Source organism: Arthrobacter wenxiniae (genome assembly GCF_013376105.1).
Taxonomy (GTDB): Bacteria; Actinomycetota; Actinomycetes; order Actinomycetales; family Micrococcaceae; genus Specibacter; species Specibacter wenxiniae.
This window is the reverse complement of sequence record NZ_JAAMFM010000003.1, coordinates 80,935-105,382: the sequence shown is the minus strand read 5'-3', so window position 1 is coordinate 105,382 and position 24,448 is coordinate 80,935. Positions and strand designations below refer to the sequence as shown.

At 71.0% G+C, this 24,448-nt stretch carries 21 protein-coding genes; 9 read left to right on the top strand and 12 right to left on the bottom strand.

Features of this window, described 5'->3' with window-relative positions:
* Nucleotides 1-246: 246 nt before the first annotated feature.
* From G6034_RS03615 to G6034_RS03590, 6 genes are all read right to left on the bottom strand, one after another.
* Nucleotides 247-1,512, bottom strand: coding sequence for a dihydrolipoamide acetyltransferase family protein (locus G6034_RS03615; RefSeq protein ID WP_176633741.1), 1,266 nt, complete (start codon nt 1,510-1,512; stop codon nt 247-249).
* 12 nt (nt 1,513-1,524) lie between these two features.
* A complete protein-coding gene (locus tag G6034_RS03610) occupies nt 1,525-2,568 on the bottom strand; it encodes an alpha-ketoacid dehydrogenase subunit beta (RefSeq protein WP_176633740.1) in 1,044 nt (347 codons plus the stop codon).
* Entirely contained in the window at nt 2,565-3,608 is a 1,044-nt protein-coding gene (gene pdhA / locus G6034_RS03605) for a pyruvate dehydrogenase (acetyl-transferring) E1 component subunit alpha (protein ID WP_343037924.1), read from the bottom strand. Before pdhA ends, G6034_RS03610 begins: the two co-directional genes overlap by 4 nt.
* Nucleotides 3,609-3,740: 132 nt before the next feature.
* Nucleotides 3,741-4,226 (bottom strand): CBS domain-containing protein, encoded by a 486-nt coding sequence (locus tag G6034_RS03600; RefSeq protein ID WP_176633738.1) that lies wholly within the window; start codon nt 4,224-4,226, stop codon nt 3,741-3,743.
* 116 nt (nt 4,227-4,342) lie between these two features.
* Nucleotides 4,343-4,540, bottom strand: coding sequence for a hypothetical protein (locus tag G6034_RS03595; RefSeq protein WP_176633737.1), 198 nt, complete (start codon nt 4,538-4,540; stop codon nt 4,343-4,345).
* Nucleotides 4,541-4,677: 137 nt separating this feature from the next.
* A complete protein-coding gene (locus G6034_RS03590) occupies nt 4,678-5,787 on the bottom strand; it encodes an ADP-ribosylglycohydrolase family protein (RefSeq protein WP_176633736.1) in 1,110 nt (369 codons plus the stop codon).
* 286 nt (nt 5,788-6,073) lie between these two features.
* Between G6034_RS03590 and G6034_RS03585 the strand changes: the two genes are divergently transcribed.
* The 4 genes from G6034_RS03585 to G6034_RS03570 all read left to right on the top strand — a co-directional run bounded on the left by G6034_RS03585 (nt 6,074) and on the right by G6034_RS03570 (nt 12,679).
* Complete coding sequence (locus G6034_RS03585; protein WP_176633735.1) at nt 6,074-6,985, top strand: aquaporin; 912 nt, start codon at nt 6,074-6,076, stop codon at nt 6,983-6,985.
* A 47-nt stretch (nt 6,986-7,032) separates the two neighbouring features.
* Nucleotides 7,033-8,202 (top strand): exonuclease SbcCD subunit D, encoded by a 1,170-nt coding sequence (locus G6034_RS03580; protein WP_176633734.1) that lies wholly within the window; start codon nt 7,033-7,035, stop codon nt 8,200-8,202.
* A complete protein-coding gene (locus G6034_RS03575; RefSeq protein ID WP_176633733.1) occupies nt 8,199-11,264 on the top strand; it encodes an AAA family ATPase in 3,066 nt (1,021 codons plus the stop codon). Before G6034_RS03580 ends, G6034_RS03575 begins: the two co-directional genes overlap by 4 nt.
* 110 nt (nt 11,265-11,374) lie before the next feature.
* Entirely contained in the window at nt 11,375-12,679 is a 1,305-nt protein-coding gene (locus tag G6034_RS03570; protein ID WP_343037923.1) for an MFS transporter, read from the top strand.
* Nucleotides 12,680-12,727: 48 nt separating this feature from the next.
* Here the strand turns inward: G6034_RS03570 and G6034_RS03565 are convergent, their stop codons facing one another.
* The 4 genes from G6034_RS03565 to G6034_RS03550 all read right to left on the bottom strand — a co-directional run bounded on the left by G6034_RS03565 (nt 12,728) and on the right by G6034_RS03550 (nt 16,357).
* Complete coding sequence (locus G6034_RS03565; RefSeq protein ID WP_176633732.1) at nt 12,728-13,033, bottom strand: hypothetical protein; 306 nt, start codon at nt 13,031-13,033, stop codon at nt 12,728-12,730.
* A gap of 219 nt (nt 13,034-13,252) precedes the next feature.
* Nucleotides 13,253-13,984 carry a phosphoribosyltransferase gene (locus G6034_RS03560; RefSeq protein ID WP_176633731.1) on the bottom strand — a complete coding sequence of 244 codons (732 nt, stop codon included), beginning with the start codon at nt 13,982-13,984 and terminating at the stop codon, nt 13,253-13,255.
* A 16-nt stretch (nt 13,985-14,000) separates the two neighbouring features.
* Complete coding sequence (locus G6034_RS03555; protein WP_176633730.1) at nt 14,001-14,819, bottom strand: alpha/beta fold hydrolase; 819 nt, start codon at nt 14,817-14,819, stop codon at nt 14,001-14,003.
* A gap of 116 nt (nt 14,820-14,935) precedes the next feature.
* On the bottom strand, nt 14,936-16,357 hold the full coding sequence (locus G6034_RS03550) for an amino acid permease (protein WP_176633729.1): 1,422 nt from the start codon (nt 16,355-16,357) through the stop codon (nt 14,936-14,938).
* Nucleotides 16,358-16,894: 537 nt separating this feature from the next.
* Here G6034_RS03550 and G6034_RS03545 point away from each other — a divergent pair.
* From G6034_RS03545 to G6034_RS03525, 5 genes are read left to right on the top strand one after another with little or no spacing between them, the layout of a single operon-like run.
* On the top strand, nt 16,895-17,608 hold the full coding sequence (locus G6034_RS03545) for an NUDIX hydrolase (protein WP_176633728.1): 714 nt from the start codon (nt 16,895-16,897) through the stop codon (nt 17,606-17,608).
* Nucleotides 17,609-17,663: 55 nt separating this feature from the next.
* Nucleotides 17,664-19,082, top strand: a complete 1,419-nt coding sequence (nadA, locus tag G6034_RS03540; protein ID WP_176633727.1) for a quinolinate synthase NadA — start codon at nt 17,664-17,666, stop codon at nt 19,080-19,082.
* Nucleotides 19,079-20,785, top strand: coding sequence for an L-aspartate oxidase (nadB, locus tag G6034_RS03535; protein ID WP_176633726.1), 1,707 nt, complete (start codon nt 19,079-19,081; stop codon nt 20,783-20,785). The genes nadA and nadB overlap by 4 nt, the downstream gene beginning before the upstream one ends.
* On the top strand, nt 20,782-21,747 hold the full coding sequence (gene nadC, locus G6034_RS03530) for a carboxylating nicotinate-nucleotide diphosphorylase (RefSeq protein ID WP_176633725.1): 966 nt from the start codon (nt 20,782-20,784) through the stop codon (nt 21,745-21,747). The genes nadB and nadC overlap by 4 nt, the downstream gene beginning before the upstream one ends.
* Entirely contained in the window at nt 21,744-22,961 is a 1,218-nt protein-coding gene (locus G6034_RS03525; protein ID WP_176633724.1) for a cysteine desulfurase family protein, read from the top strand. Before nadC ends, G6034_RS03525 begins: the two co-directional genes overlap by 4 nt.
* On the opposite strand, the gene G6034_RS03520 is transcribed toward G6034_RS03525, so the two are convergent.
* Both G6034_RS03520 and G6034_RS03515 read right to left on the bottom strand, forming a co-directional pair.
* Nucleotides 22,913-23,434, bottom strand: a complete 522-nt coding sequence (locus G6034_RS03520) for a GtrA family protein (protein WP_176633723.1) — start codon at nt 23,432-23,434, stop codon at nt 22,913-22,915. The two genes, G6034_RS03525 and G6034_RS03520, sit on opposite strands and share 49 nt — an antisense overlap.
* A gap of 87 nt (nt 23,435-23,521) precedes the next feature.
* On the bottom strand, nt 23,522-24,355 hold the full coding sequence (locus G6034_RS03515) for a fumarylacetoacetate hydrolase family protein (protein WP_176633722.1): 834 nt from the start codon (nt 24,353-24,355) through the stop codon (nt 23,522-23,524).
* Nucleotides 24,356-24,448: the final 93 nt, after the last annotated feature.

The following is a 24,448-nucleotide window of genomic DNA, read 5'->3' as shown; positions in this document are numbered from 1 at the left end:
GGAGACGGCCGCCGCCGGCGTGGGCATCGATTGGCACGTCCCTCCCGCCAATCAACACCAACGCGGAGATCTGCACGTGCTGCCGACTGCATGCCTCAGGACGCCGCGGGGCGTATGGACCCTGCCGGGGCCAGGTGTTTTGGCATGCCTTACGCCCGGGATCCGCGTTTGTGGTCCGGATGCGAATTAGCCCCTTCGGCAGGCACGGATGGAAGGGCGAGGCGCAGCGGCGTTGGCACCACGGGCTCAGATGACGATCCGCAGTGGATCCTCCAGTGTGCGCTTGAGGTCGCTGAGAAACGCCGCCGCGGTGGCCCCGTCCAGCACCCTGTGGTCGGAGGTCATGGTGATTTTCATGACCCGACGGCTGTGCAGTTCCCCGTCGTGTGCGTACGGTTCATCAGTGGCGGCCCCGACGGCGAGGATGGCGGCCTCCGGCGGGTTGATGACCGCGGTGAAGTTGTCGATGCCAAACATTCCCAGGTTGCTGATGGTGAACGTCCCGCCGCTGAATTCGTGCAGCTTCAGTGTCCCGGTGCGGGCCTTCTCCGCCAGGGACCGCGTTTCCGTGGCTATCCGGTCCAGGCTCTTGGTGTCGGCGCCGGTGACGACGGGAACCATCAGGCCCTCGTCCAGGGCCACCGCCACGCCGATGTTGATTTTTTGGTGTGCCAGGATCTTGTCTCCTGCCCACGAGGAGTTGACGTGCGGGTGCCGCCTGAGCGTGGCTGCGCACGCCCGCACCAGCAGGTCCGTGACACTGACCTTGACATCTTGGTCCGCGAACCGTTCATTGACCTCGCTGCGGAAGCGGAACAGGGCATCCACAGCCACCACGACTGTCAGGTAGAAGTGCGGTGCGGCCGCGCTTTCGGTGAGCCGGTGTGCTGTCACCCTGCGCATCTGGCTCAGCGGGACCTCCACTGAATCCTGGGCGGACGACGGCGTCACGGCTGGTTCCCTGCCGGCAGCCGCCGGCGGGGCCTGCCGTTGGGGTTGAGGCTGCTCCGTTTCCGCTGCGGCTATGGCGGCTTCCACGTCCGCGCGCACAATCCGCCCGCCAGGGCCCGTGCCGGTGATCGTTGCCGGATCCAGTCCGTGCCGGGCAGCCTCGCGGCGGGCCAGCGGGGAGCTGAGCAGCCGCCGTGCGCCGGCGTCGGCCCGTGCATCGGACGGTGCCTGGGCCGGCCTTGACTCGGGCGGGGCGGGGACGGGCCCCGTCGAAGGGTCAATTCCGGGCGCTTCGGGCGCTGCTTCCACCGGGGGGACGGTGCCGCTGCCGTCGCCGATCACGGCCAGCGGCTGGCCGATCGCCACCGTGGTGCCCTCCGGGACCAGCAGCTTCTCCAGGATTCCGTCGTCGAAGCTTTCCAGCTCCATCGTGGCCTTGTCGGTGTCGATCTCGCCGATCACCTCACCCTGCCGGACCGTGTCCCCTTCCTTTTTGAGCCAGCGGCTGAGCACACCCTCCTCCATCGTGTCGGAAAGCCTGGGCATGACTACTTCGGGCATGGACTCGTCCTCTCAGGTAGCGGTGTCAATGGGGTGGCCCGCCGCAGGGCTGAAGCCGGTGGCGTCGAGGAGTTCGCGGATGACCTTGATCAGGTCGTTCGCATCCGGCAGGGCCGCCAGTTCGAGCGGTTTGGCGTAGGGCAGTGGAACTTCCGCCGCGGCCACGCGGCGAACCGGCGCGTCCAAGTAGTCGAAGGCCCCTTCCATGAGGGTGGCGGAGATTTCCGCGCCGATGCCGTAGCTGAGCCAGTCATCTTCCAGGACCACGGCCCTGCTGGTCTTGCGGACGGAAGCACAGACAGTCTCCCGGTCCAGCGGGCGCAGGCTGCGCAGGTCCACCACCTCGACGGAGATGCCTTCGCCGGCGAGCTGGCGTGCCACTTGAAGGGCCACGGTCGTGGCGCGCGAGTAGGAAATCACCGTCAGGTCGGTGCCTTCCAGCGCCACGGCGGCCTTGCCGATCTCCGCGACGTGTTCGCCGTCGGGCACCTCGCCCTTGGTGTTGTACAGGGACAGGTTCTCCAGGAAGATCACCGGATCATTGTCCCGGATCGACGCCAGCAGCAGGGCCTTGGCATCGGCCGGGTTGGAGGGCGCAACGACCTTCAGCCCCGGGACATGCGCGAACCAGACCTCCAGGTTTTGTGAGTGCGTGGCAGCCAGCTGCTGGCCGCCGCCTCCCGGCATCCGGATCACCATGGGAACCGGCGTCTGGCCGCCGAACATGCCATGGATTTTGGCGGCATGGTTGACGATCTGATCCATCGCAATCAGGCTGAAGTTCAGCGTCATGATTTCCACCACGGGACGCATGCCCAGCATCGCGGCGCCGATCGCGGCCCCGACGAAGCCCTCCTCGGCGATGGGCGTGTCGCGTACCCGTTCGGGCCCGAATTCAGCCAGCAGTCCGGCGGTGATCTTATAGGATCCCTCGAAGATCCCGATCTCCTCGCCCAACAGGATCACGTTCTTGTCCCGGCTCAGTTCGGCCCGGAGTGCGTCATTGAGCGCCTGCCGGTACGTGATGACAGCCTTGGCGGTGCCTTCGCCGGTCATGGGACCACCACCAGGGGGTCGCCGGGAAGGGCATGGGCCGCATTCGCGACCGGACTGGCGTAGGCGTAGTCGAAGAGCTGGTCCGGGGTCGGGTCCGGGCTTGAATCGGCAAAGGCGACGGCGGCCGCGACCTTTTTGTCCGCTTCCGACTCGATGTCCTGTGCCTGGGCCTCGTCCATCAGGCCCGCAGCCAACAGGCTCCGGCGCAGCAGCGGGAGCGGATCTGCGGACTGGGCGATTTCAAGGTCCGACGCGGAGCGGTACCGGGCCGGGTCCACCACCGAGTGCCCGCGCAGCCGGTAGCTCATGACTTCCAACAGCGCCGGCTTTCGTTCCAGCCGCGCACGGTCCAGGGCCCGCCGGGCGCCCTCACGCACGGCCACCACATCGGTGCCGTCAACGCGCTCACCCGGGATTCGGTACGAACAGCCGCGTTTGTACAGTTCCGGCTCCCCTGCGGCGGCCTCGACGGTGGTTCCCATGCCCAGGCGGTTGTTCACAATCACGTACACGATGGGCAGGTTCCAGACGGCGGCCAGGTTCAGGGATTCGTGAAACGCCCCGATATTGGTGGTGCCGTCCCCCATCTGGCACATCACGACCTCGGCGTCCGGGCCGGGGGCGCCGCGGTAAGTCAGTGCCAGCGCTGCGCCGGTGGCTGGAGGCAGCTGGCCTCCGACGATGCCGTAGCCGCCCATCATCCGGGCTCCGGTGTCAAACAGGTGCATTGATCCGCCCCGGCCCTTGGACACCCCCGTCGACTTGCCGAACAGTTCCGCCATCACCGCGCCCGGGGTCATCCCGCGCATCAGGGCGTAGCCGTGGTCGCGGTAGTTGGTGAACAAATAATCGCTGGGCCGCAACGCATCCATCAGCCCGACGACGGTGGCCTCCTCACCCAGGTTCAGGTGGCAGTAGCCGCCGATTTTGGCACGCTTGTACATCTGGTCGGCACTGAGCTCGAACTTGCGGATCAGGACCATGCCGGCATAGTAGCCGAGCAGGCGTTCAGTGGGTTCGCCGGCGGGAAAATGTTCCACCGCCTCCGCCTTCCGGCCCGCAGCAGCCGGGTCTTTTCCTCGCGCCGCTGCCGGTTTCCGTCGTTCAGCCATGTGTCCTCCTCCAAAGATGCTGTGACCTGTCGTCGCGCTGGTGTGCCTGCCGGCGGGCATTCACGGCCCCGGCGGCTGCTCCTGCAGTGTGAAGCCGGCCTGGCCGCCTCCACATTTGGGACAGCTGGCCGGAGCATGCTCCCCGCGGGCGGGTTCGCCGCAGACACCGCACACCCATTCGGTGGCGAGCAGCGCCACCAGGTCGCCACGGCTGATGATCCCGGCCACGCGGCCGCCGGCGAGTACCGGCAGCCGGCCAATGCGTTGGCTGACCAGCAGTTGGCGGACGTCGGCGATGGCAGTGTCGGGACTGACGCTGATCACGGCGGTGGTCATGATCTCTTCCGCGGTGGTCCCGGTCTTGGCCAGCAGGTCGTATTCGCTGACCAGCCCCAGCACGTGGCCATCCGGGTCCACCACGGGAATGCCGCTGATCCGGTGCTCGTGCAACAGCGCCGCCACCGAGGCCACATCAAGTCCGGGCGGAACGGTCACCACGGGCCGGCTCATGATCCCATCGGCGGTGGTGGCAATCCTGGTGTCCATGGTTCTACCTTCCGTGAATGGCGGACAACAACGGCTTCTTGCTTGCTGCGGCGGGTCCTTGTCACAAGGTTTCTGCTCGCGCATCCGGGTCCGGCAAGGCGCCCATGTTCCTGAGCCTACCCCCTTCGTCCAGTGGAGGCATGGAAACGGAAACGCTGCCCACGGGCCCCTATTCCCAGCGCGGACAGCGCGTCGGCATGCCACGGTTCGACGTCGATGGAGTCTGCGTCGCTGAAGTGGCGCGTGTACAGCTGGGAGGTGGCGGTGACGGCAGGCCTTTCGCCGGGGACATCCGGCGTTTCCACCAAGGACATGTCGTCAGTGGTGCCATAGGCGCCATGGCGGCCGCCGGGGCATGTTTGCGCATCTGCCCGGCCAGTCCGGCCGCAACAAGCGGCCGCACCTGGTCACCTGGCCGCGGGAGCCAGGCAGCGGGAGCCAGGCAGCGGGCTCAGCCGCCCACCGTGAGCTTGACCAGCTCCGTGCCCAGGTGCCTGATGAGCTGGGGGTCTTCGCCGAGCTGCAGCCAGGCGCCGGGCAGCGCCGCCTCGCCATATAACGCCCCGAGGATGTTTCCGGCGATGGAGCCGGTGGAGTCGCTGTCGCCGTCGTGGTTGACGGCCAGGCGCATGGCCGCCAGAAAGTGCTCCACCGCGGACACCGCCCGGGGGGCCGTTGCCAGGACCGCATAGAGGCCGACGGCGAGGGCCTCCTCCGCCACCCAGCCCAGCCCGAGCGCGTCGGTGAGCTGCCCGCCGGACAGGGGCTCGCCGTCGTGCGCGGCAAGGCCGCCCGGCACGGAGAGGGCGAGGGCGGCGTCGAGGCGGGCCAGGAGGGCGGCGTCGGCGCCGGGCTCGGCAACGGCCCGGGCCTGTGCCGACGCGGCCGCCTCGCGCAGCCCCAGGCCCCCCACCGCCAGTGCGTGGATGAGCCAGCTGAAGGCACCGGAGCTTTGCCGGGCCGCCGGGTGCCCGTGGGTCAGCGACGCGGCGTCGGAGCTCATCTTGTACACGGCCTCCGTGGGCACGTTGGGGATCAGGCCGTAGGGGGCCGAGCGCATGACCGTCCCGCAGCCCTTGGAATCGGGGTTCACCGGCCGGAAGCGGGTGCCCATTTCGCCGCCGGCCAGCCCCGTGATGCAGGCGTTGCCGGGCGCACGCTGGTGGTGCAGCACGCTCTGGCGGTCGATCCAGCGCGGCTGGGGCTCGGGGGCCTTGCCTGCCGGCCGGATGCCCTGCGTTTTCAGCCAGCGCAGGTAGGCCAGCCACTGGCACGCGTTGATGTCCGCGCCCACGCCGTCGTTGGCCCACTCCAAGACCTCCAGCAGCCCGTCCAGGGTGTACAGGGTCATCTGGGTGTCGTCCGAAAAATGCACGGGCCCGTCCGCCTGGGAGAGGTCCACCAGTCCGGCCGGGCCGTACCTGCCCGTGATGGAAGCGAGCGAATCAAACTCCACCAGATACCCCAGCGCGTCGCCCAGCGAGCCGCCCAGCAGGGTGCCGTGGACGCGGGAGGCAAAGTCGGCGGGCGGGGCGTTGACGGAGTCGGGCTGGCTGGTCATGTCTCCAATTTACCGTCCCGCGGGCCGCGCCGGGGGGCCGGATCAGGGTGCTGCACGCCGGCGCCGGGCGGCCGGGTGCGGCGGACGGCACGGCAGCCCCGGCACTTACGGTACGCACAGCATCGGCGGCTATAGTGGCTCTGGCGGCCGCCGCCGTCCGGGCCATTGCCCTGGGGACGTGATTGCCCTGGGGATGTGACTGCCGCAGGCCGGGCAGGCTCCGGGCAGCGCAGCGGCAACCACCCCATCACCGACGATTTTCCCCCACCGAAGGACCTTCTTCACCATGAGCACTTCCGGAACGGCCCCCGCCGCCGCGCAGCCCCACCCGCTGGGCACCCAGGTCGCCATTGAGGCGCTGGGCAGCTTCTTCATCGTTTTTGTGGGACTGGCCACAGCCTTGTTCAGCGCCTCCACATCGGCGGTGGCGTTTGGCTACGGGCTGGCCCTGGTGGCGGCCCTGGTGTCCTTTGGCAACATTTCCAACGGCTACTTCAACCCGGCCTTCTCCCTGGCCATGGCCGTTGCCGGACGGATCAAGTGGCTGCCCATGGTCCTCTACGTGGCCGCCCAGACCATCGGCGCCGTGCTGGCGTCCGGCGTCATCTACGCCGTGGTGCAGGTCATCCCGGCCGATTCCACCGGCGGCGCGTCCAAGGTGTTCGCCACCCTGGCCAGCGGCTTTGACGACCACTCGCCGCTGAAGGTCCCCATGGTGGGCGTCATGATCGTGGAAATTGTGGCCGCCGCCGTCCTGGTGGCCGTGATCCTGGGCGCCACCCATGCCCGCAACAACACCAACCTGGCCCCGTTCGGCATTGGCCTGGCGCTGGCCGTGTCGGCGAGCATCGCCCTGCCGGTGGGCAACAGTGCGCTGAACCCGGCCGCGTCCTCCGCCGTGGTCTTCCTCACCGACTCCTGGGCTGCCGGCCAGCTGTGGCTGTTCTGGCTGGCACCGCTCTTTGGCGCCGCGCTGGCCGCCGCGATCTACCGCACGTTTGTCCCGCCCGCACCCGTTCCTGCCATGGACGACGCCGGCGCCGCCGCCGGCGCGGATGCCCCGCCGTCGCCCCTGGAGACGTTGTCGGACGGCACGCTGGATGCCCTGCCGGCGCCCGTTTCCGCCCAGGACGCCAGCGGCGCCGCGGCTCCCGCCCCGAAACGCAGCGACGCCCAGGACTTCTTCGACGCCAGGTAGTGCTTCCGCCGGGCGGGAATGTCGGTGGCGTCCGATAGCTTTGAACCATGAAGCTCTTGCACACCTCCGACTGGCATCTGGGCCGGTCGTTCCACGGCGTGGGCACGCTGCCCGCCCAGCGCCGCTTCGCCGACCAGCTGCTGGCCACCGTCGCCGAGGAGCGCGTGGACGTGGTCCTGCTGGCAGGGGACGTCTACGACCGCGCCCTGCCCAACGTGGATGTGGTGAATCTCTTTGACGACATCCTGGCCCGGCTCAATGCGGCGGGCGTGCCCATTGTCGTCACGAGCGGCAACCACGATTCCGCGACCCGCCTGGGCTTCGGCGGGCGCATCATGGAACGCGCCGGCGTGCACCTGCGGACCCGGACCGCCGACCTCGCCACCCCCGTGCTGTTCCCGCTCGAGGCCGGCAGCCCGGACGGACCCCAGCTGGCCGTCTACGGCATCCCGTACCTGGAGCCGCGCCTCGTCGCCGGCGGGCTCGACGCCGAACCCGCCTCCCACTTTGCCGTCACCGAGGCGGCCCTGAAGCTGATCCGCGCGGACCTGGCGGGGCGCGCGGACGGGACGGCAAGCGTCGTGCTGGCCCACACCTTCGCCAGCGGCGGGATCACCTCTGCCAGCGAGCGGGAGCTGGCCGTTGGGGGCGTGGGGGCCGTGCCGCTGGACCTCTTTGACGGGTTCACCTACACCGCACTGGGGCACCTGCACGGCCGCCAAAAGCTCAGCGAATCGGTCCGGTACTCCGGCTCGCCCCTGCCGTATTCCTTCTCCGAGGCCGCCCACGCCAAGGGCGCCTGGCTCGTGGAGATCACGGCGGACGGCCTCAAGGAGGTGCGCCGCGCCGACTGGCCGGCGGAGCGGCCCCTGTCAGTGCTCCGCGGCAGGCTTGCGGACCTGCTCGCGGATCCGCAGTGGCAGCCCGTGGAGGAGAACTACTGCCAGGTGACGCTGACGGACGACGACCGCCCGGCCAACGCCATGGAGCGGCTGCGCGCGCGCTTTCCCAACACACTGGTGCTCATGTTTGAGCCGGAGAATGCACGCGATGCTGCGGCAAGGTCGTACAGCCAGCGCGTCTCGGCGGCCGTGGACGAGCTCGACCTCTGCTGCGGTTTCCTGGACCATGTGCGCCACCGGCCGGCGGACGACGGCGAACAGGCGGTCCTGCGCGGGGCGCTGGCTTCCGTCCATGCCCAGGAGGCCGCGCTGTGAGAATCCACCGCTTGGAAATGCGGGCGTTCGGCCCATTCGCCGGCCACGAAACAGTGGACTTTGATGCCCTGGGGGCGCAGGGGCTGTTCCTGCTCAACGGCCCCACCGGCGCCGGCAAGACCAGCGTGCTGGATGCCGTGGCCTACGCCCTCTATGGCAGGATTCCCGGGGCCCGGAACGACGCCCTGAAGAGCCTGCGCAGCCACCACGCCGCCGACGGCGTGGGCCCCGAGGTGGTGTGCGAGTTCAGTGCCGGCGGCCGCCGGCTGGAAGTGCGCCGCAGCCCCGAGTGGATGCGCCCGGCCAAGCGCGGCACCGGCACCACCCGGGAGCAGGCCAGCACGCAGCTGCGCGAATGGGCCGGCGGCGAATGGCTGCCGCTGTCCCAGCGCAACGACGAGGCCGCCAGCGAGATCCAGCGGCTGCTGGGCATGAACATGGAGCAGTTCACCAAGGTGATCCTGCTGGCCCAGGGCGAATTCGCCGCGTTCCTGCGGGCGAGCGCCAAGGACCGCGAGGAACTGCTGGAGAAGCTGTTCGGCACCGAAATTTACCAGGGCCTGGAAATCCGGCTCAACGCCGAATCCCGTGAAGCCGCCGCCCAGGTGGCGTCGGGGCTGGCCCAGCTCGGCTCGCTCGAGGAGCTGGCCCGCAGCCAGGCCTCCGCGGCCCTGGCCCAGGCGGGGCTGCTGGCGGGGGAAGGCGATGGTGACGGCGCCGGCCTGGATTCCACCGGGGCGGAGCTGTTGACGTGGCTGTCCGCCTCGCTGGAGCGGGCCGTGCAGCTGGCCGCGGCCGACGCCGACGCGGCGGCCGGCGCGGCCCGGGAGGCTGCCGAGGCCGTCGTCGAGGCCGAACGGTGCCAGTCCCGCCACGCCCTGCGTGAAGCCGCCCTGGCCGAACAGGTACGCCTGGCGGCGCTCACCGGCGATGCCGGGAAGTGGCGGGAGTCGCTGCAACGCCACCATGAGGCAGAGGTCCTCTCCGCCGTGGTGGCCGCTGCCTCCGCCACCGCCAGCGCCTGCGCAGGCGCGGAGGCCGGGGCGCAGCTGGCCCGTGAAGACTTTGCCGCGAACGCGCTGGCCTCAGGCCTGGCCGGATCCCTGGCCGGCGGCGGCGCCGCGGCACCGGACCTTCCGCTGCTGGCGCGCGTGGAGCAGGCCCTGGCCGGCCAGTTGGCCGCCGTCGCGGCGGCGATGCCCGGCGAACAGCGCCTGGCCCGTGCCGCCGCGGACCTTGCCGCGGGAGAACGGGACCTCGTTGCCGCCACGGCGGGCGTCGCCGAACAGCGCGGTGCCGAAGTCCGGGGCAAGGCCCGCCTGCTGGAGGTCAAGGCCGAACTTTCGGCGCTTCGCGGCAGCGCCGTCCCGGTCGAACAGGCCGCCGAGCGGCACCTGGCCGCCACACGGCTGGTTGACAGCATCGCAGGGCATGCCCGGCAGTCGGCCGAGGTGGACACGCTCGCCGCCGCCGACCTCGGGTCCCGTGAGGCGGCGGTTGGCGCCAGGCAGGCCTGGCTGGACGCCGTGGAACGCCGCCACTTCCTGGCGGCAGGGGAACTGGCCGCCCTGCTGGTGGATGGCGAGCCCTGCCAGGTATGCGGCAGCACGGTCCATCCGGCGCCCTCGGAACTGGCCGGGCCCGGCACCGGGGCGGTCCAGGCGGAAAAGGCCGCCAAGGCGGCCAGCGACAAGGCCGAGAAGCGCGCCGTTGAATCGCACGCCGCACTGGCAACGGCCCGTCAGGCGCTCGCCGTCCTGGCTGAACGCGGAGGCGACGGCGAGGCAGGGGAGGCCGGCGCCGCCGTCGTCCGTGCCAAGGATGTGCTGGACACGGCCGTTGCGGCGCAAGACCGGCTGTCGGCCCTTTCCGCAGAGACGGACGTCCTGGAAGCTGGCGTGGCGCGCGCCCAGTCGGCATTGCTCGCGGGCACGCAGCGCGTGGCGTCCCTGACTGCGGGAAATGCCGCGCTCGCCCAGAAAGCGGCGCAGCTGGAGGGCGAGCTCGCCGCGGCCCGCGCCGGTTACGACACACTGGCGGAACGGCTGCACGCGGTGGAGGCTGCCCAGCGGGCCGCCTCGGCGCTGACGGACGCGCTGCGCCGGCAGGAATCGGCGGCCGAGGCTGCCAGCCATGCGGCGTCCGCCCTGGCGGATGCGCTGGCGGACAGCACCTTCGCCGACGCGGAGGAGGTCCGCGCGGCGCTGCTGGCAAAGCCGGAGGCGTCCGCCCGGCAGGAGCGGCTGGCCGCCTTTGACCGGGACGGCACGCTCAACACGGCACAACTGGAACGGGCGGAAGTGGCCCAGGCCGCCCTCGAGGCGGCGCGGGGCGTCCGGGTGCCGTCCGCCGGGGACCTGGCAGGGTGGCGCGAGGACGCCCGGCGCCTCGGGGCCGCCGCCCAGGCGGCTGCCGTGCACCTGGGCCTGGCGCGGCGGGCGGGGGAGCAGGTGGCGGAAACGGCCGCTGCCTTCGCCTCCCGCGAGGCCCTCGTGGCGCCGCTGCGGGAGCGGGCCGCGCTGGTGTCAGGGCTGGCCGAGGCCGTCCGTGGGGGCGGGGACAACCGGTTGAAGATGACGCTGACCAGCTACGTCCTGGCAGCCCGGCTGGAGCAGGTGGCCCTCGCCGCATCCGTGCGGCTGTCCACCATGAGCGGCCAGCGCTACACGCTCAGCCACTCGGACGCGAAGGCCGGGGGAAACCGGAAGTCCGGCCTGGGCCTTGAAGTGGTGGATGAATGGACGCAGCGCAGCCGGGACACCGCCACACTGTCCGGCGGGGAGTCGTTCATGGCGTCGCTCTCCCTCGCGCTGGGGCTCGCGGACGTGGTGCAGCAGGAATCCGGCGGCCTGGACATCGAAACCTTGTTCGTGGACGAGGGCTTTGGCAGCCTGGACGAGGAATCCCTGGACCAGGTCATGGACGCGCTGGAAGGATTGCGCGACGGCGGCCGGGTGGTGGGGCTGGTCAGCCACGTCGCGGAGATGAAGACGCGGATTCCCGTCCACCTGCAGGTCGCCAAGGGCCGCAACGGGTCAACGCTGGCCGTGGGGACGGCATGAACCGTTCCCGGGGGACCGGGAAGCGGGCCGGCCCGGTAGACTGGCACGTGTATTTGGGTCGGGTGCACCGGGTGGCAGGGACGGTGCGCACCCTTTTGTTGACCGGATAAATGATGACCACCCGCAATTCCACGTCCGCAGGCACCGCGGACGCGCACAATCCCGCCAGGCCCGCCAAAAATGCGGGCCGCTTCGGCATGCTGCCGCGCCTGGCAGGCAACTCCTACATCCCTCTGGGGCTGTTCGCCCGCGTCCCCCTTGCCATGCTCACCATCGGCGTCCTCACCCTGGTCACGGCGGTCAGCAAGTCCTATGCCATCGGCGGGTTCGCTGCCGGATCCGTCGGCGTCGGCGCCGCCATCGGCGCGCCGCTGCTCGGCTACGTGGCGGACCGGCTGGGCCAAAAGCCCGTCCTCATTGCCGCCGCCGTGGCCAATGCCCTGATCGTGGGCGCCGCGGTCGTCCTCGTGTACGCCACACCGGACTTCAGCCCCGCCGCAACCTGGGCGGTGCTGGCCACCACGCTGCTGGCCGGGGCCACGTCGCCCCAGGTGGGGCCGCTGTCCCGCGTGCGCTGGATGGCCCTGAGCCGCCGGCTTCCGAAGGAGCAGCGCGGCGCCGTGATGGACACGGCGCTGTCCCTGGAAGGCACCGCGGACGAGATCACGTTCGTCCTGGGGCCGGCCCTGGTGGGCCTGCTGGCCTCGCTGGTGACGCCGTGGCTCCCGCTGGTCCTGGCCGCCACCATGACCGTGACGCTCGTGACGCTCTTCGCGGTCCACCCCACGCACGCCGCCGTGGCGACCCGAAAAACCTCCTCCTCCGGCAACGCCGGGTACGTCCCGCAGGAATCGGTCAAATGGGCCAGGGTCGCCGTCCCGGTGGCCGGCATGCTGTGCATGGGGACCTTCTTCGGCTCCTCCCAGACTGCCCTGACGGCGTTTACCGGCGTCCACGGTTCGGTGGACCAGGCCGGGCTCATGTACGCCGTCATGGGCGCCAGCTCGGCCGTCGCGGCCCTGTCCGTGGCCTACTGGCCCGCCGCCTTCACCTACGCGTGGCGGTGGGTGCTGGCCGCCGTGCTCATGGCCGCCGGCTCGGCAGCGTTCTTCGTTCCGGACAGCCTGGGAGCCATGATCGTGGTGCTGCTGCTGGTTGGCATCCCGGTGGGGCCCACCATGGTCACCGTCTTCAGCGTGGGCAGCGTCATCGCGCCGCCGCAGTGGATGGGCACGGTCATGACGGCGTTGGCCAGCGGCATTGTCGCCGGGACCGCGCTGGGTTCCTCGATCGCGGGCGCACTGGCGCAGTCCGCGGGCTACCAGACGGCCTTCATTGTTCCCGTGGCCGCCGCCGGGGCCCTGCTGCTGCTGGGCCTGGTGGCCGCCGCGGTGCTGCGCCGGGCCAGGGACTAGGGCACTTCCCGCGCCGTGACCACCTGTGTACGTTGAGTCCGGCGCGGTTCAGGACGCTTCGGTGAAGCCGGCATCCTCCGCAATGGCCTGCGGACGCCCCGCCACGGCGATGGCGGCCATGAATTCCGCCTTGATCTCGGACTCCTTGACAAGATGGCCGTAGATCGCGTCGCATTGCGAGCAGAAGTAGGTCACGTCGAGGTGGTCCGCCGGGGCGAAATGCCGCCGCCGCACCGATTCGATGAGGATGTACGCGTCCGTTCCGCAATGGTCGCACCAGAGGGGGTACGCCGTTTCTTCCTGGATCATGGGCCCCAGCAGTGCACTGTCGATGGTTCGCTGTTTGCCTCGCATGGTTCATCACCCTTTCCTGGCATGCGCAGGAATTTTGTGGTGACCATTTTAGACGTCCAGGCCGGGTGCGTCCACGGGCGGAGGGACTGCTTTGAGGCAACAAGCGGACAGGGGGCCCGGCTGATGGTTCCGGCAGGCCGGCCACCCCGGCGCCCGGCGTCCGCCGGCGTCCCGTCGCCGCGCAGCGGGACGGGGGTGAGCCCTGCACGGCCCGGGAAGTCACTGCCCTGGTTGCGGGCCGGCGTCCCCGGGCCCGTACGACGGCGGCCCGGAACCACCCAGCAGCGCGAGGACCTCGGCGTCGCCCACCTGCCCAAACCGCAGGTACGCCTCGCTGACGGCACGCAGGGTGGGCCACGGCTGAAGGCAGACCACGCGGTCCGCAACGTCGAGCAGCTCCGCGCACACCTGCCGCGGCGCGGCGGGCACGCACGCCAGCACCTCGGCCGCACCCGCATCCCGCATGAGCGTGACGGCGGCGCGCATGGTGGCGCCCGTGGCGAGGCCATCGTCGCACAGCAGCACGGTCCGCCCGGCCACAGGCTCCTGCGTGCCGCGGGCGTACAGGGCCTGGCGACGCGCCAGTTCGGCGCGTTCATCCCGCTCGACCTGGTCAAGTTCCTCCGCCCCGTAGCCGTGGCGCCGCAACTCCCGGACGGTGCGATCCAGGTGGGTGCCCGCTGTCGTGCCCGCATACGTGGCCACGGCGCCAAAAGCCACCTCCGGCGAGCCGGGGACCCCCAGCTTGCGGACCACCAGCACGCCCAGCGGCAGCCCGAGCGCCCGCGCCACCCCCGCGGCAACGGGAACGCCGCCGCGGGCGAGACCCAGCACCAGGGCGCCGCCGCGGACCGAGCCCGCCGGGGGCCGCAGGGCCCTCCCCAGCCGGGACCCGGCGTCGTTCCTGTCCAGGAACGGCTGCCACGGCCGCGGTTCTGCGCTGTACCCCATGCCGGCCGGGTCCGGGCTAGTCCAGGAACGCGACGGCGGCGTCCTTGAATTCCCGGGAGGTCACCGTGTTTTCATGGGTCCGCCCGGCGACGATGCGCTGTTCGGCCCGGCCGCTGAGCTCGGCCAGCCGGGTCATTGACCTGGCGCGTTCGTCCTGGTCGCCGGCCACGAGGAGGATGGGCATTTTGGGCACGGCATCGGTCGGGTCGAACGGCTCAAGCTTGACGGCCTGGACCATGGCCAGCAGCGCAAAGATGTCATTCGAGGGCACCAGCTGCGCCATGTTCAGCAGCCAGGCCGTGGACTTGTCCGCAATGGGGGTGCCGTCGTTGAGGAAGTTCTGCGCGGCGGCCAGGTCAAAGTCGGCGAGGGGGTCGTGCGGGTTGGGGCCGCCCAGCACCATCCGGCGCACCAGCTCCGGCTGCGTCGCGCCAAACTCCCAGGCCAGCCGGGACCCCAGCGAGTAACCGATGAGGTCCACGCCGGAGGTGGGGTCGCCGTCGCGCAGCGGGCGTACGCCTTCATCGATGAGCACCTGGAGAAGGTCGGCGCGGATCTTCCCGGGCGTGTAGGAGTCCAGGTCCACCGGGGCGGCGCTCCTGCCGTGGCCGGGCAGGTCCACCGAGAGCACGCGGCGCCCGGCCCGGTTCAGGGCGGCCACCCAGCCGCTCTTGACCCAGTTGAGGTCGATCGAGGAGGCAAAGCCGTGAATGAGGAAGACCGGGGGCAGCGGCACGGGGAAATCCGGGTCGAAGGCTGCGACGTTCAACCCGGCGTTGGCACCTTCAATGGTGTGCAGGGCCGCAGCGGCCTGGTGCTTGCCAAGGGCAGACATGGTGACCTTTCCCGCGGAGGCGCGTGCCGCCGTCGTACATCCACACTAGCGAAATCCAGGGCCAACGTCGGAACGGCATGCGCGCCGTTGAGCACACCGTCCACCAGAGACGCTAGTCACATTCCCGGACGGACGCAATTCGCCCCGTCCTCGCGGCGCGCCCTGCCGGCCCGGTGCCGCTGGGCGAGCCCGCAGGCGGTGGCGATTCCCGCCACGAGTGCGAACGTCCCGATGAGCTGGGCGCGGCTTTGTTCGCCGAAGAACCCGACCGCAAAGATCGCGGCGAGCAGGGCCAGCCCGATCCCCGTCAGCACCGGAAAGCCCGCCATGCGGAGGGGGAGCGGGGTGCCGTCGCGGTCGGCCCGGCGGCGCAGGACCAGCTGGGAAACCAGGGCCGTGCCCCACACGATGAGGCATGTGGAGCCGACCAGGTTCAGCAGCGCGTCCAGGATCCTGCCGGGGAACAGCAGCTCCAGGACCACCGCCACGAAACCAAACATCACCGAGACGGCCACAGCGGCGCGCGGCACCTGGCGAGGGCTGGTCCGGGCAAAGAGGGCCGGGGCCTCGCCACGCTCCGCCAGCGAGTACACCATGCGGGAGGCGCCGTACAGGTTCGCGTTCAGGGCGGAGAGCAGGGCGGCGACGGCCACCAGCGTGATGGCCGTGCCCGCCCAGCCGATGCCGGCCGAGTTCAGCACGCCCGCAAACGGGGAATCGAGGTCCGGCGAGTTCCAGGGGAGCACCGCGGCAATGACAAAGATGGAGCCGATGTAGAACACCAGGATCCGCCACACCACGGTGCGCACGGCGATGGCCACGCTGCGTTCGGGGTTGCTGGTCTCGGCGGCGGCCACGGCAACAATTTCCGTCCCGCCAAAGGCGAAGACCACCACAAACAGTCCCGTGGCGATGCCGGTCAGGCCGTGCGGCGCAAAGCCGCCGTGGCCGGTGAAGTTGCCCAGGCGGGGGGACGTGGCGCCGGGGATCCAGCCGAGCAGGAGGGCGGCGCCGAAGGCCAGGAACAGCACGATGGCCACCACCTTCAGCAGCGCGAACCAGAACTCAAACTCGCCGTAGTTCTTCACGCTGGTCAGGTTGACCGCAGTGAACACCACCATGAAGACCAGGGTCAGGGCCCACACCGGGAGCACGGGCCAGATCGTGACCAGCAGGGAGGCCGCGCCCAGGGCCTCTGCGGCGATCACCACCACCAGCTGCAGCCACCACAGCCAGCCCACCGTGGAACCGGCCACGTTGCCCAGCGCCTTTTGGGCGTAGACGGAAAACGCGCCGGAGCTGGGGTTGGCCGCGGCCATTTCGCCCAGCGCCCACATGACCAGGATGATGAGGGTGCCGGCGGCCAGGTAGGAAACCAGGACGGCCGGGCCGGCCGCTTCGATGCCCTTGCCGGAGCCCAGGAACAGCCCCGCACCGATGGCGCTGCCCAGCCCCATCATGGCCAGCTGCCGCTGCTTGAGGGAATGCCCCAGGCCGGTGGCGGGCGGCGCGGTGGCGGTGGCAGCCTGGGTGCTCATGGGGTGGGTGTCCTTCATTCTGTGGGGGCGGTCCTGTGGCGGTCCTGTGGCGGGGTTGGCGGGGTGGCCGCCGGGGGAGGCAGCGGCGCGGCGGCCTGCCCCACGGGAGATTATTCCCCACTGCGCGTGTACGCCCAAGTACGCAGGCTCCCGCCGCACGGGACCCGTTGCCGGAACGGGGCAGGGTGGGCCATGGACTTTGAGCGCACCATCGAGCCCGGCGGCGCACCCGCACCTCCCACCCCCCCCGGACGAGGCAGCGGCCGCGGATGCGCCACCCGCTGCTGGGGGATGCCGTGCGGACCATCCGGCGGGACGGCACCGAACCCCGGCGCGGGCGGCGGGCGGCGAACGGTGTCCCGTTCATGGTCGACGGCGTTCCCGTCCCGGGCGTGCGCGTCGGCTCCGACCCCAACGTGCCGGGCCGGACCCGGGTTTCATCCGACTTTTTCCCGAAATATTTGTGTCAGCCCGCGCGGGGCCGTAGAATCAGTTCTAGTCAAATTTACCTTAACTGTGGAAGCGGGGTGGACAGGCATGGAACGGCAGCCCTTTGTCAGTGCGGCCAACGTCAGCGAGCGCCTTGCGCAGCCTCCGGCGCTTGCCATCTCCACGGTCATTTTCGCCCTGCGCCCCAGTGCGACCAGCGGCCGCCCCACCTTGTGGCTGCCGCTGGTGCGCCGCATCCGCGAGCCGTTCAAGGGCCTGTGGGCGCTGCCCGGCGGTCCGCTGGCCCAGGCGGACTCGCTGCAGGACGCGGCGGCGCGCAACCTGGCGGACACCACCGGGCTCGCGCCGAGCTACCTCGAACAGCTCTATGCCTTCGGCGGCCTGCACCGCTCGCCGGCCCAGCGCGTGGTCTCGATCGTCTACTGGGCCATGGTCCAGCCCACGGAGGCGGACATGGCGCTGGAATCGGAGAATGTGAAGTGGTTCCGGGCCGACGGCCTGGAGACGCTCGCCTTCGACCACAACCAGATTGTGGACTACGCCCTCTGGCGGCTGCGGAACAAGATGGCCTACGGCTCCATCGCCTACCACCTGCTCGGGGAAAAGTTCACGCTGGCCCAGGTGCGCGAAGTGTATGAGGCCGTGCTGGACCGCACCGTGGACCCCGCCAACTTCCGGCGCCAGCTCAAGCAGACGGCCCACATCGAGGCCACCGATGAATACCTCCAGGGCGGCAAGCACCGCCCGCCCCGCCTGTACCGCTACACCGGGACCACCGCCGAGGACTCTCCCGTGCCGTAAGCCAGCCCACGCCGCCCGCCTTCAACCTTTCGTCCAACACCCCTTGGAGCACACCATGCCCTCCGTCAACAACACCATCCAGCTCATCACCCGCGCCGAGGCCGAGCGGCAGGGCACCCGGGGCAGGCCGGGCCGGGCGCAGGAAAGCTGCGACGACGACCTGGCGAAGGGTCCGTGGGAATTTGACCTCGCCGAGGCCCTTGCCGGCACGCCCGGCTACGGCCCCGGCGCCTCCAACGCGGACACGGCCCCCGTGGAGACCCCCCGCCAGGGCCAGCTGCCCCAGGAGTACAAGGACGCCTCGGACGACGAACTCACCGCCCGGATCATGGCCGCCAAGGCGGAACTTGGGGACCGCGTCGTGATCCTGGGCCACTTCTACCAGCGCGACGAGGTGGTGAAGTTTGCCGACTTCCTGGGGGACTCCTTCCAGCTGGCCAACGCCGCCAAGGCAAGGGACGCCGCCGAGGCCATCGTGTTTTGCGGCGTGCACTTCATGGCCGAGACCGCCGACATGCTCTCCGGCGCGCACCAGTCGGTGATCCTGCCCAACCTCGCCGCGGGCTGCTCCATGGCCGACATGGCGGACCTGCCCTCCGTGGAGGCCTGCTGGGCGCAGTTGGAGGAGCTGTACGGCACCGAGCCCGACGCCGCCGGCCGGGTGCCCGTCATCCCCGTGACGTACATGAATTCCTCTGCCGCCCTGAAGGCCTTTTGCGGCGAGCACGGGGGGATCGTGTGCACGTCCTCCAATGCCGCCACCGTGCTCGAATGGGCCTACGAGCGCGGACAGCGCGTGCTGTTCTTCCCCGACCAGCACCTGGGCCGCAACACGGCCAAGGCCATGGGCATCCCGCTGGAGCACATGCCGCTGTGGAACCCGCGCCTTCCCCTGGGCGGCAACACCCCGGCCGCCATGGACAACGCGAAGGTGGTGCTGTGGCAGGGCTTCTGCTCCGTGCACAAGCGCTTCACCACGGCCCAGATCGACCAGGCCCGCGCCGACTTCCCCGGCGTGCGCGTCATCGTCCACCCGGAATGCCCCATGGAAGTGGTGGACGCGGCGGACGAATCCGGCTCCACCGACTACATCCTCAAGGCCGTCCAGGCGGCCCCGGACGGCACCACCTTTGCCATCGGCACCGAGATCAACATGGTGAACCGGCTCGCCGCGCAGTACCCGCAGCACACCATCTTCTGCCTGGACCCGGTCATCTGCCCGTGCTCCACCATGTACAGGATCCACCCGGGCTACCTGGCCTGGGTGCTGGAGGGGCTGGTGCGCGGGGAGGTCCTGAACCAGATCACCGTCCCCGAGGCGACGGCCGTCCACGCCCGGGTGGCGCTCGAGCGCATGCTGGCCGCCAGGCCGCGATCCGTGCAGGAACGCGCGGAACGGCAGGCGGCCGCCAGGGACCGGCGCGGCACTGCGGGCGTGCGGGAACCGGCGGCCGCGGGAGCCCCGGGCGCATGAGCGCGCGCAACTCGCACCTGGTCGTGGTCGGAAGCGGCATTGCGGGGCTCTTTGGCAGCCTGCTGGCCGCCGAGGCGGGACTGCGCGTCACGCTGGTGACCAAGGGCGTGCTGGCGCAGGGCAACACCCACTTTGCGCAGGGCGGCATCTGCGCCGTGCTGGGCCCGGACGCCGCCGCCCCCGGCGACACCGTCCAGGCGCACATCGCCGACACCCTGAAGGCCGGCGCCGGCCAGTGCAACCCCGACGCCGTGCGCATCCTCTGCGAAGAGGCCTGCGGTGACATCGCCGCCCTGGAACGCTTCGGGGTCGTCTTCGACCGCGACGCTGACACCGGCAGGCCGGCCCTGGGGCTCGAGGGTGCCCACTCCGCCGCCCGGATCCTCCACGCCGGCGGCGACGCCACGGGGGCGGCCATTGCCGAGGGCCTGATCCGCGCCGTCCGCGCCGCGGCGGAGCTGGGGACGGTCCGGATCATGGAACACGCCTTTGTCCGGGACCTGGTGCTCGACGGCGGGCGCGTCGCCGGGGTCTCCCTGCTCGCTCCCGGCGGCGCGCCCAGAACTGTGATCGCCGACGCCGTGCTGCTGGCCAGCGGCGGAGCCGGGCAGCTGTTCGACTTCACCACCAACCCGGCCGTGGCCACGGCCGACGGACTCGCCGCCGCCTGGCGGGCCGGGGCCGCCGTGGCTGATCTCGAGTACTTTCAGTTCCACCCCACCGCCCTTGCCGTGGGTGACAACTTCCTGGTGTCCGAGGCCGTCCGCGGCGCCGGGGCCGTGCTCCGCGACAGCACCGGAGCCGCCTTCATGGCCAGCTACCACCCCGAGGCCGACCTGGCCCCGCGTGACGTGGTCTCCCGCGGCATCGCCGCCCACCTTTCCTCCCTCCCGGGCAGTCCCGGCGACACGGTGTTTCTGGACGCCACAGGCGTCGAGGCCGCGCACGGGGCCGGCTACCTGGCGCGCCGCTTCCCCACGATTGACGCCAGGACCCGCGAACTCGGCTTCGACTGGACCCGCGACTGGCTGCCTGTCACCCCGGCCGCCCACTACTGGATGGGCGGGGTGGCAACGGACCTCAACGGCCAGACCTCGATCCCGGGGCTGTATGCCGCCGGTGAAGCGGCCTGCACGGGCGTCCACGGCGCCAACCGGCTGGCCTCCAACTCCCTGCTCGAGGGCCTCGTGTTCGGCCGCCGCGCCGTGCGGCACTTCGCATCATCCGCTGCGCATGCCGGCGCCCCGGCCTCCTGCGCCGCCATGCGGCAGCCAACCGCCCTCGAACCGGGCGACTTCGGGATCGGCGACCTCGACCCGGGCGCAGCCGGGCCGGTCCCCTTGTCACGGCACGGGCTGCAGCGCCTCATGGGCGCCCATGCCGGGGTGGTCCGCAATGCCGCCGGGCTGGGCGCAGCCGCGCGGCAGCTGGCCGCCTGGCGGCCGCAGGCCTCCCGGTCCGGCGCCCCGGAGGCAGGGCCCGCCACGCAGGCCGGGGCGGAACTGGAAAACCTCCGCCTCGTCGCCGAACTGCTGGTCAATGCCGCCCTTGCCCGCGAGGACTCCGCCGGCGCGCACTTCCGCAGCGACTTTCCCGAAGCGCCCGCGCCCGGGCGGGGCGCGCACTCCTGGGTGCGGTCCAGCACCGGCCAGGACGCCCACCTTCCCACCAGCCTTTCCGTTCTTGAAAGCGAAACAGTATGAACGCCGTCGAACTTGCCCCCACAACGCCGAAGCCACCAGCCGCGGCCGCCCCCCTCCCACCAGTCCACCCCGACCCGGCCCCGCTGCCAACCCTGCCCGGGGCGATTGTGGAGAACATCCTCCGTGCGGCGTTTGTGGAGGACGCACCGTACGGGGACATCACCTCCGCCACGCTCCTGCCGGCGCATGCCACGGCCACGGCGTGGCTCGTGGCCCGGGAACCCGGGATCTTCTCCGGCGGCGACGTCTTCACCGCGGCCATGGTGATGCAGGACCCGGCTGCGGAGGTGGAGCGGCTGGTCGCCGACGGCCAGCCCTTCGCCACGGGCCAGCGGATCATGGGCGTCACGGGCCTGGCCCGCGCCGTGCTGACGGCCGAGCGCATCGCGCTGAACCTCACCCAGCGCATGAGCGCCATCGCCACCCAGACCGCCGAATATGCCCGCCAGATTGAGGGCACCGGGGCCCGCGTCACCGACACGCGCAAGACCACCCCGGGCCTGCGCGCGCTGGAACGCTACGCCGTGCGCTGCGGCGGCGGGCACAACCACCGCTTCTCGCTGTCGGACGCCGTGCTGGCCAAGGACAACCACCTGGCCGTTCTCACCGGAGGCGACCCCGCCAGGCTGACCGCCGCGCTCGCCGGCGTCCGCGCCCAGCTGCCCCACACCGTCCACTTTGAGGTCGAGGTGGACAGCATCGAGCAGATCGAGCCCGTGCTGGCCGCCGGCGTGGACACCATCATGCTGGACAACTTCACCCTTGACCAGCTCGTGGAGGGCGTGGCCCTGGTCAACGGCCGGGCGCTGGTGGAGGCCAGCGGCAACGTCAACCTGGCCACCATCGCCGGGATTGCCCGCACGGGCGTGGACATCATCTCCGTCGGCGCCCTCACCCACAGCGTGCGCGCCCTGGACCTCGGCCTGGACATCGCCATCGAGGCCGCCGGGTCCCGGCAATGATCTTCCTGGACGCCGCCGCCACCACCCCGGTCCGCCGCGAGGTGATCGAGGCCATGTTCCCGTTCCTGACCAACCAGTTCGGCAACCCGTCCAGCCACCACGAACTGGGGGAGCAGGCCGCCGCCGCCCTGGCCGGCGCCCGCGCGTGGGCCGCGGCCGTGCTGGGCTGCCATCCGGAGGAGCTCACCTTCACCTCCGGCGGGACGGAGGCGGACAACCTGGCCCTGAAGGGCATCGCGCTGGCCCGCCGCGCCGCCGACCCCCGCCGCAACCGCGTGGTGGTCAGCGCCATCGAGCACCCGGCCATAGCCGAGTCCGCCGCCTACCTCCGGCGCGTCCACGGCTTCACGGTGGACGTGGTCCCGGTGGGGCCGGACGCCCTCGTCGACCCGGCCGGGTTTGCCCGGCTGCTGCACGGGAGGCCCGACGGCGGCACCGCCGGCCGGGACGTCGCCGTCGCCTCCGTCATGTACGCCAACAACGAGGTGGGCACCGTCCAGGACATTCCCGCACTGGCCGCCGCGGCGCGCGGCCTGGGCGTGCCGTTCCACACGGACGCCGTGCAGGCCGCCGGGTGGCTGGACCTGGACGTCGGCGCGCTTGGCGTGTCCGCGCTGAGCCTTTCCGGGCACAAGGTCGGCGCGCCCAAGGGCGTGGGGCTGCTGTACCTGCGCGGCGGCGTGCCGTGCGAGCCGCTGGTCCACGGCGGGGGGCAGGAGCGCGGCACCCGCTCGGGCACGGAGAACGTGGCGTTCGCGGTGGCCCTGGCCACGGCGCTGCGGCTCTCCGACGCGGGCCGGGGGACCGCCGTCGACCATGCCACGGCCGTGCGCGACCGCTTCATCGACCAGGTCCTGGACAGGGTGCCCGCCGCCCGGCTGACGGGCCACCGGACGCGGCGGCTGCCGTCGGTGGCGTCGTTCTGCTTCCCGGGCACCAGCGGCGAATCCGTGCTGCTGGAACTGGAACGGCGTTCGATCATCTGTTCGTCGGGATCGGCCTGCGCGGCCGGAGCGGACGAGCCGTCGCAGGTGCTCACCGCGATGGGCGTGGACCGGGCGGTGGCGCAAACGGCGCTCCGCTTCAGCTTCGGCGCAGACGCCACGAACGACGCCCTGGATAGGGCGGCGGGGGAGCTGGAGGCGGCAGTGCAGCGGCTCGGGAGCTACGCGGCCGCCGGCACGTCCAGCCGCAGCCGGCGGAAGATCCAGTAGCGCAGCAACAGGAAGCGCGTCACGGCGGACGCCACGTTGCCCAGGGCGATCACGACGAGCTCGGTCACGATGCTGGCGTCGGGTGACACCTCGTGCAGCAGCCAGAGGCTGCCGCTCGTCATGCCCAGCGCCAGCAGCATGACCCACAGCCCGCGCCGCTGGTCATGCCACCACAGGTGCCCGCCGCGCACCCCGAAACTGATGCGCCGGTTCAGCTCGGTGTTGAGCACCGAGCACAGGACCAGGGACACGGCATTGGCCCACTGCATTCCCAGGGGCTGGCGCAGCCCGGCGAAAATCAGCATGGAAACCGCCGTGCAAATCACGGCCACCACGCCGAAGCCGCGCAGCTGGGCAAACAAAACGGGATGGCGCTGCAACAGCCGCGCGAGCATCGCGCGCACTGCCCCGCCGGCGCCAGTGGCGGGCACGGGTTCCAGGGCTGCTGGTTCGGCCGGAGTTGTAGTTGCCATCAGTAACCAATACTGCCACCTGCAGTTGTGACCGCCCAAAACGTTGCTTGTGTGTTTTCTGTGAATGGCCCGCCGCGGCCCGGACGGCTATTCGCCGGCCACCACAGGATTCCGCAGCTCGCCGATCCCGCCCACGCGGCACACCACGTCGTCCCCGGGGGCCAGCGGGCGGCACTCGGCCGGGAATCCGGTGAGGATGACGTCCCCGGGCTGCAGCGTCATGAAACTGCTGAGGTACACCAGGATCTCCCCCACGCCCCAGCCGAGGTCGTCACTCGAGGCGGCGGACAGCTCGGTGCCGTTGTGCACAATGCCGATGGGCCGGCCGCGATCTTCCAGGCCCACCACGATCCAGGGCCCCAGCGGGGTGAACGTGTCGGGACTCTTGGCGCTGATCCACAGTTCGTCGCTTTTTTGGGCGTCGCGGTCGGAGACGTCGTTGCCGATGGTGAAGCCCAGGATCGCTGCGCGCGCGTTTTCCAGGGTCAGGTGCCGTGCGGCCTGGCCGACGACGACGGTCAGCTCGGCTTCCGGCTCCACGCGGCCCGCTTCCGGGCCGAGCCTGATGGCCTCGCCTGGGCCGATGACCGAGCTGGCGGCCTTGTGGAACGCCTGCGGCGGCAGCGCCCGGCCCGGCGCGCCGGTGTTGTGCGCCATCCCGAAGACATTGGCCGGGGCGCACGGCGCAAGGAAGCTGAACTGGTCCTCGCTGACCCTGGCGCCGGTGGTCCAGCCGGCCCGGGCGGGGCTGTTCTGGTTTCCGGCCGAGGCGGGGAACGGCGTGGCGACCACCGTCCACACAGTGCCGTCGGGTCCGGCGAAGCCGGACGCGTCATTGCGGACAAAGAACTGCTCCGGCAGGGGGCCGTCCGCCGCATCGAGTGGGTGGACACGGGCAAGGCGGTACGGGGCAGCTGTCATGAGGAGATCCTACCTCCTCGGCGGCGTGCCGGAGCGAGGCGGCAGGGGCGGGCGGTGGTCGGGGCCGAGCGAGGCGGCAGGGGCGGGCGGTGG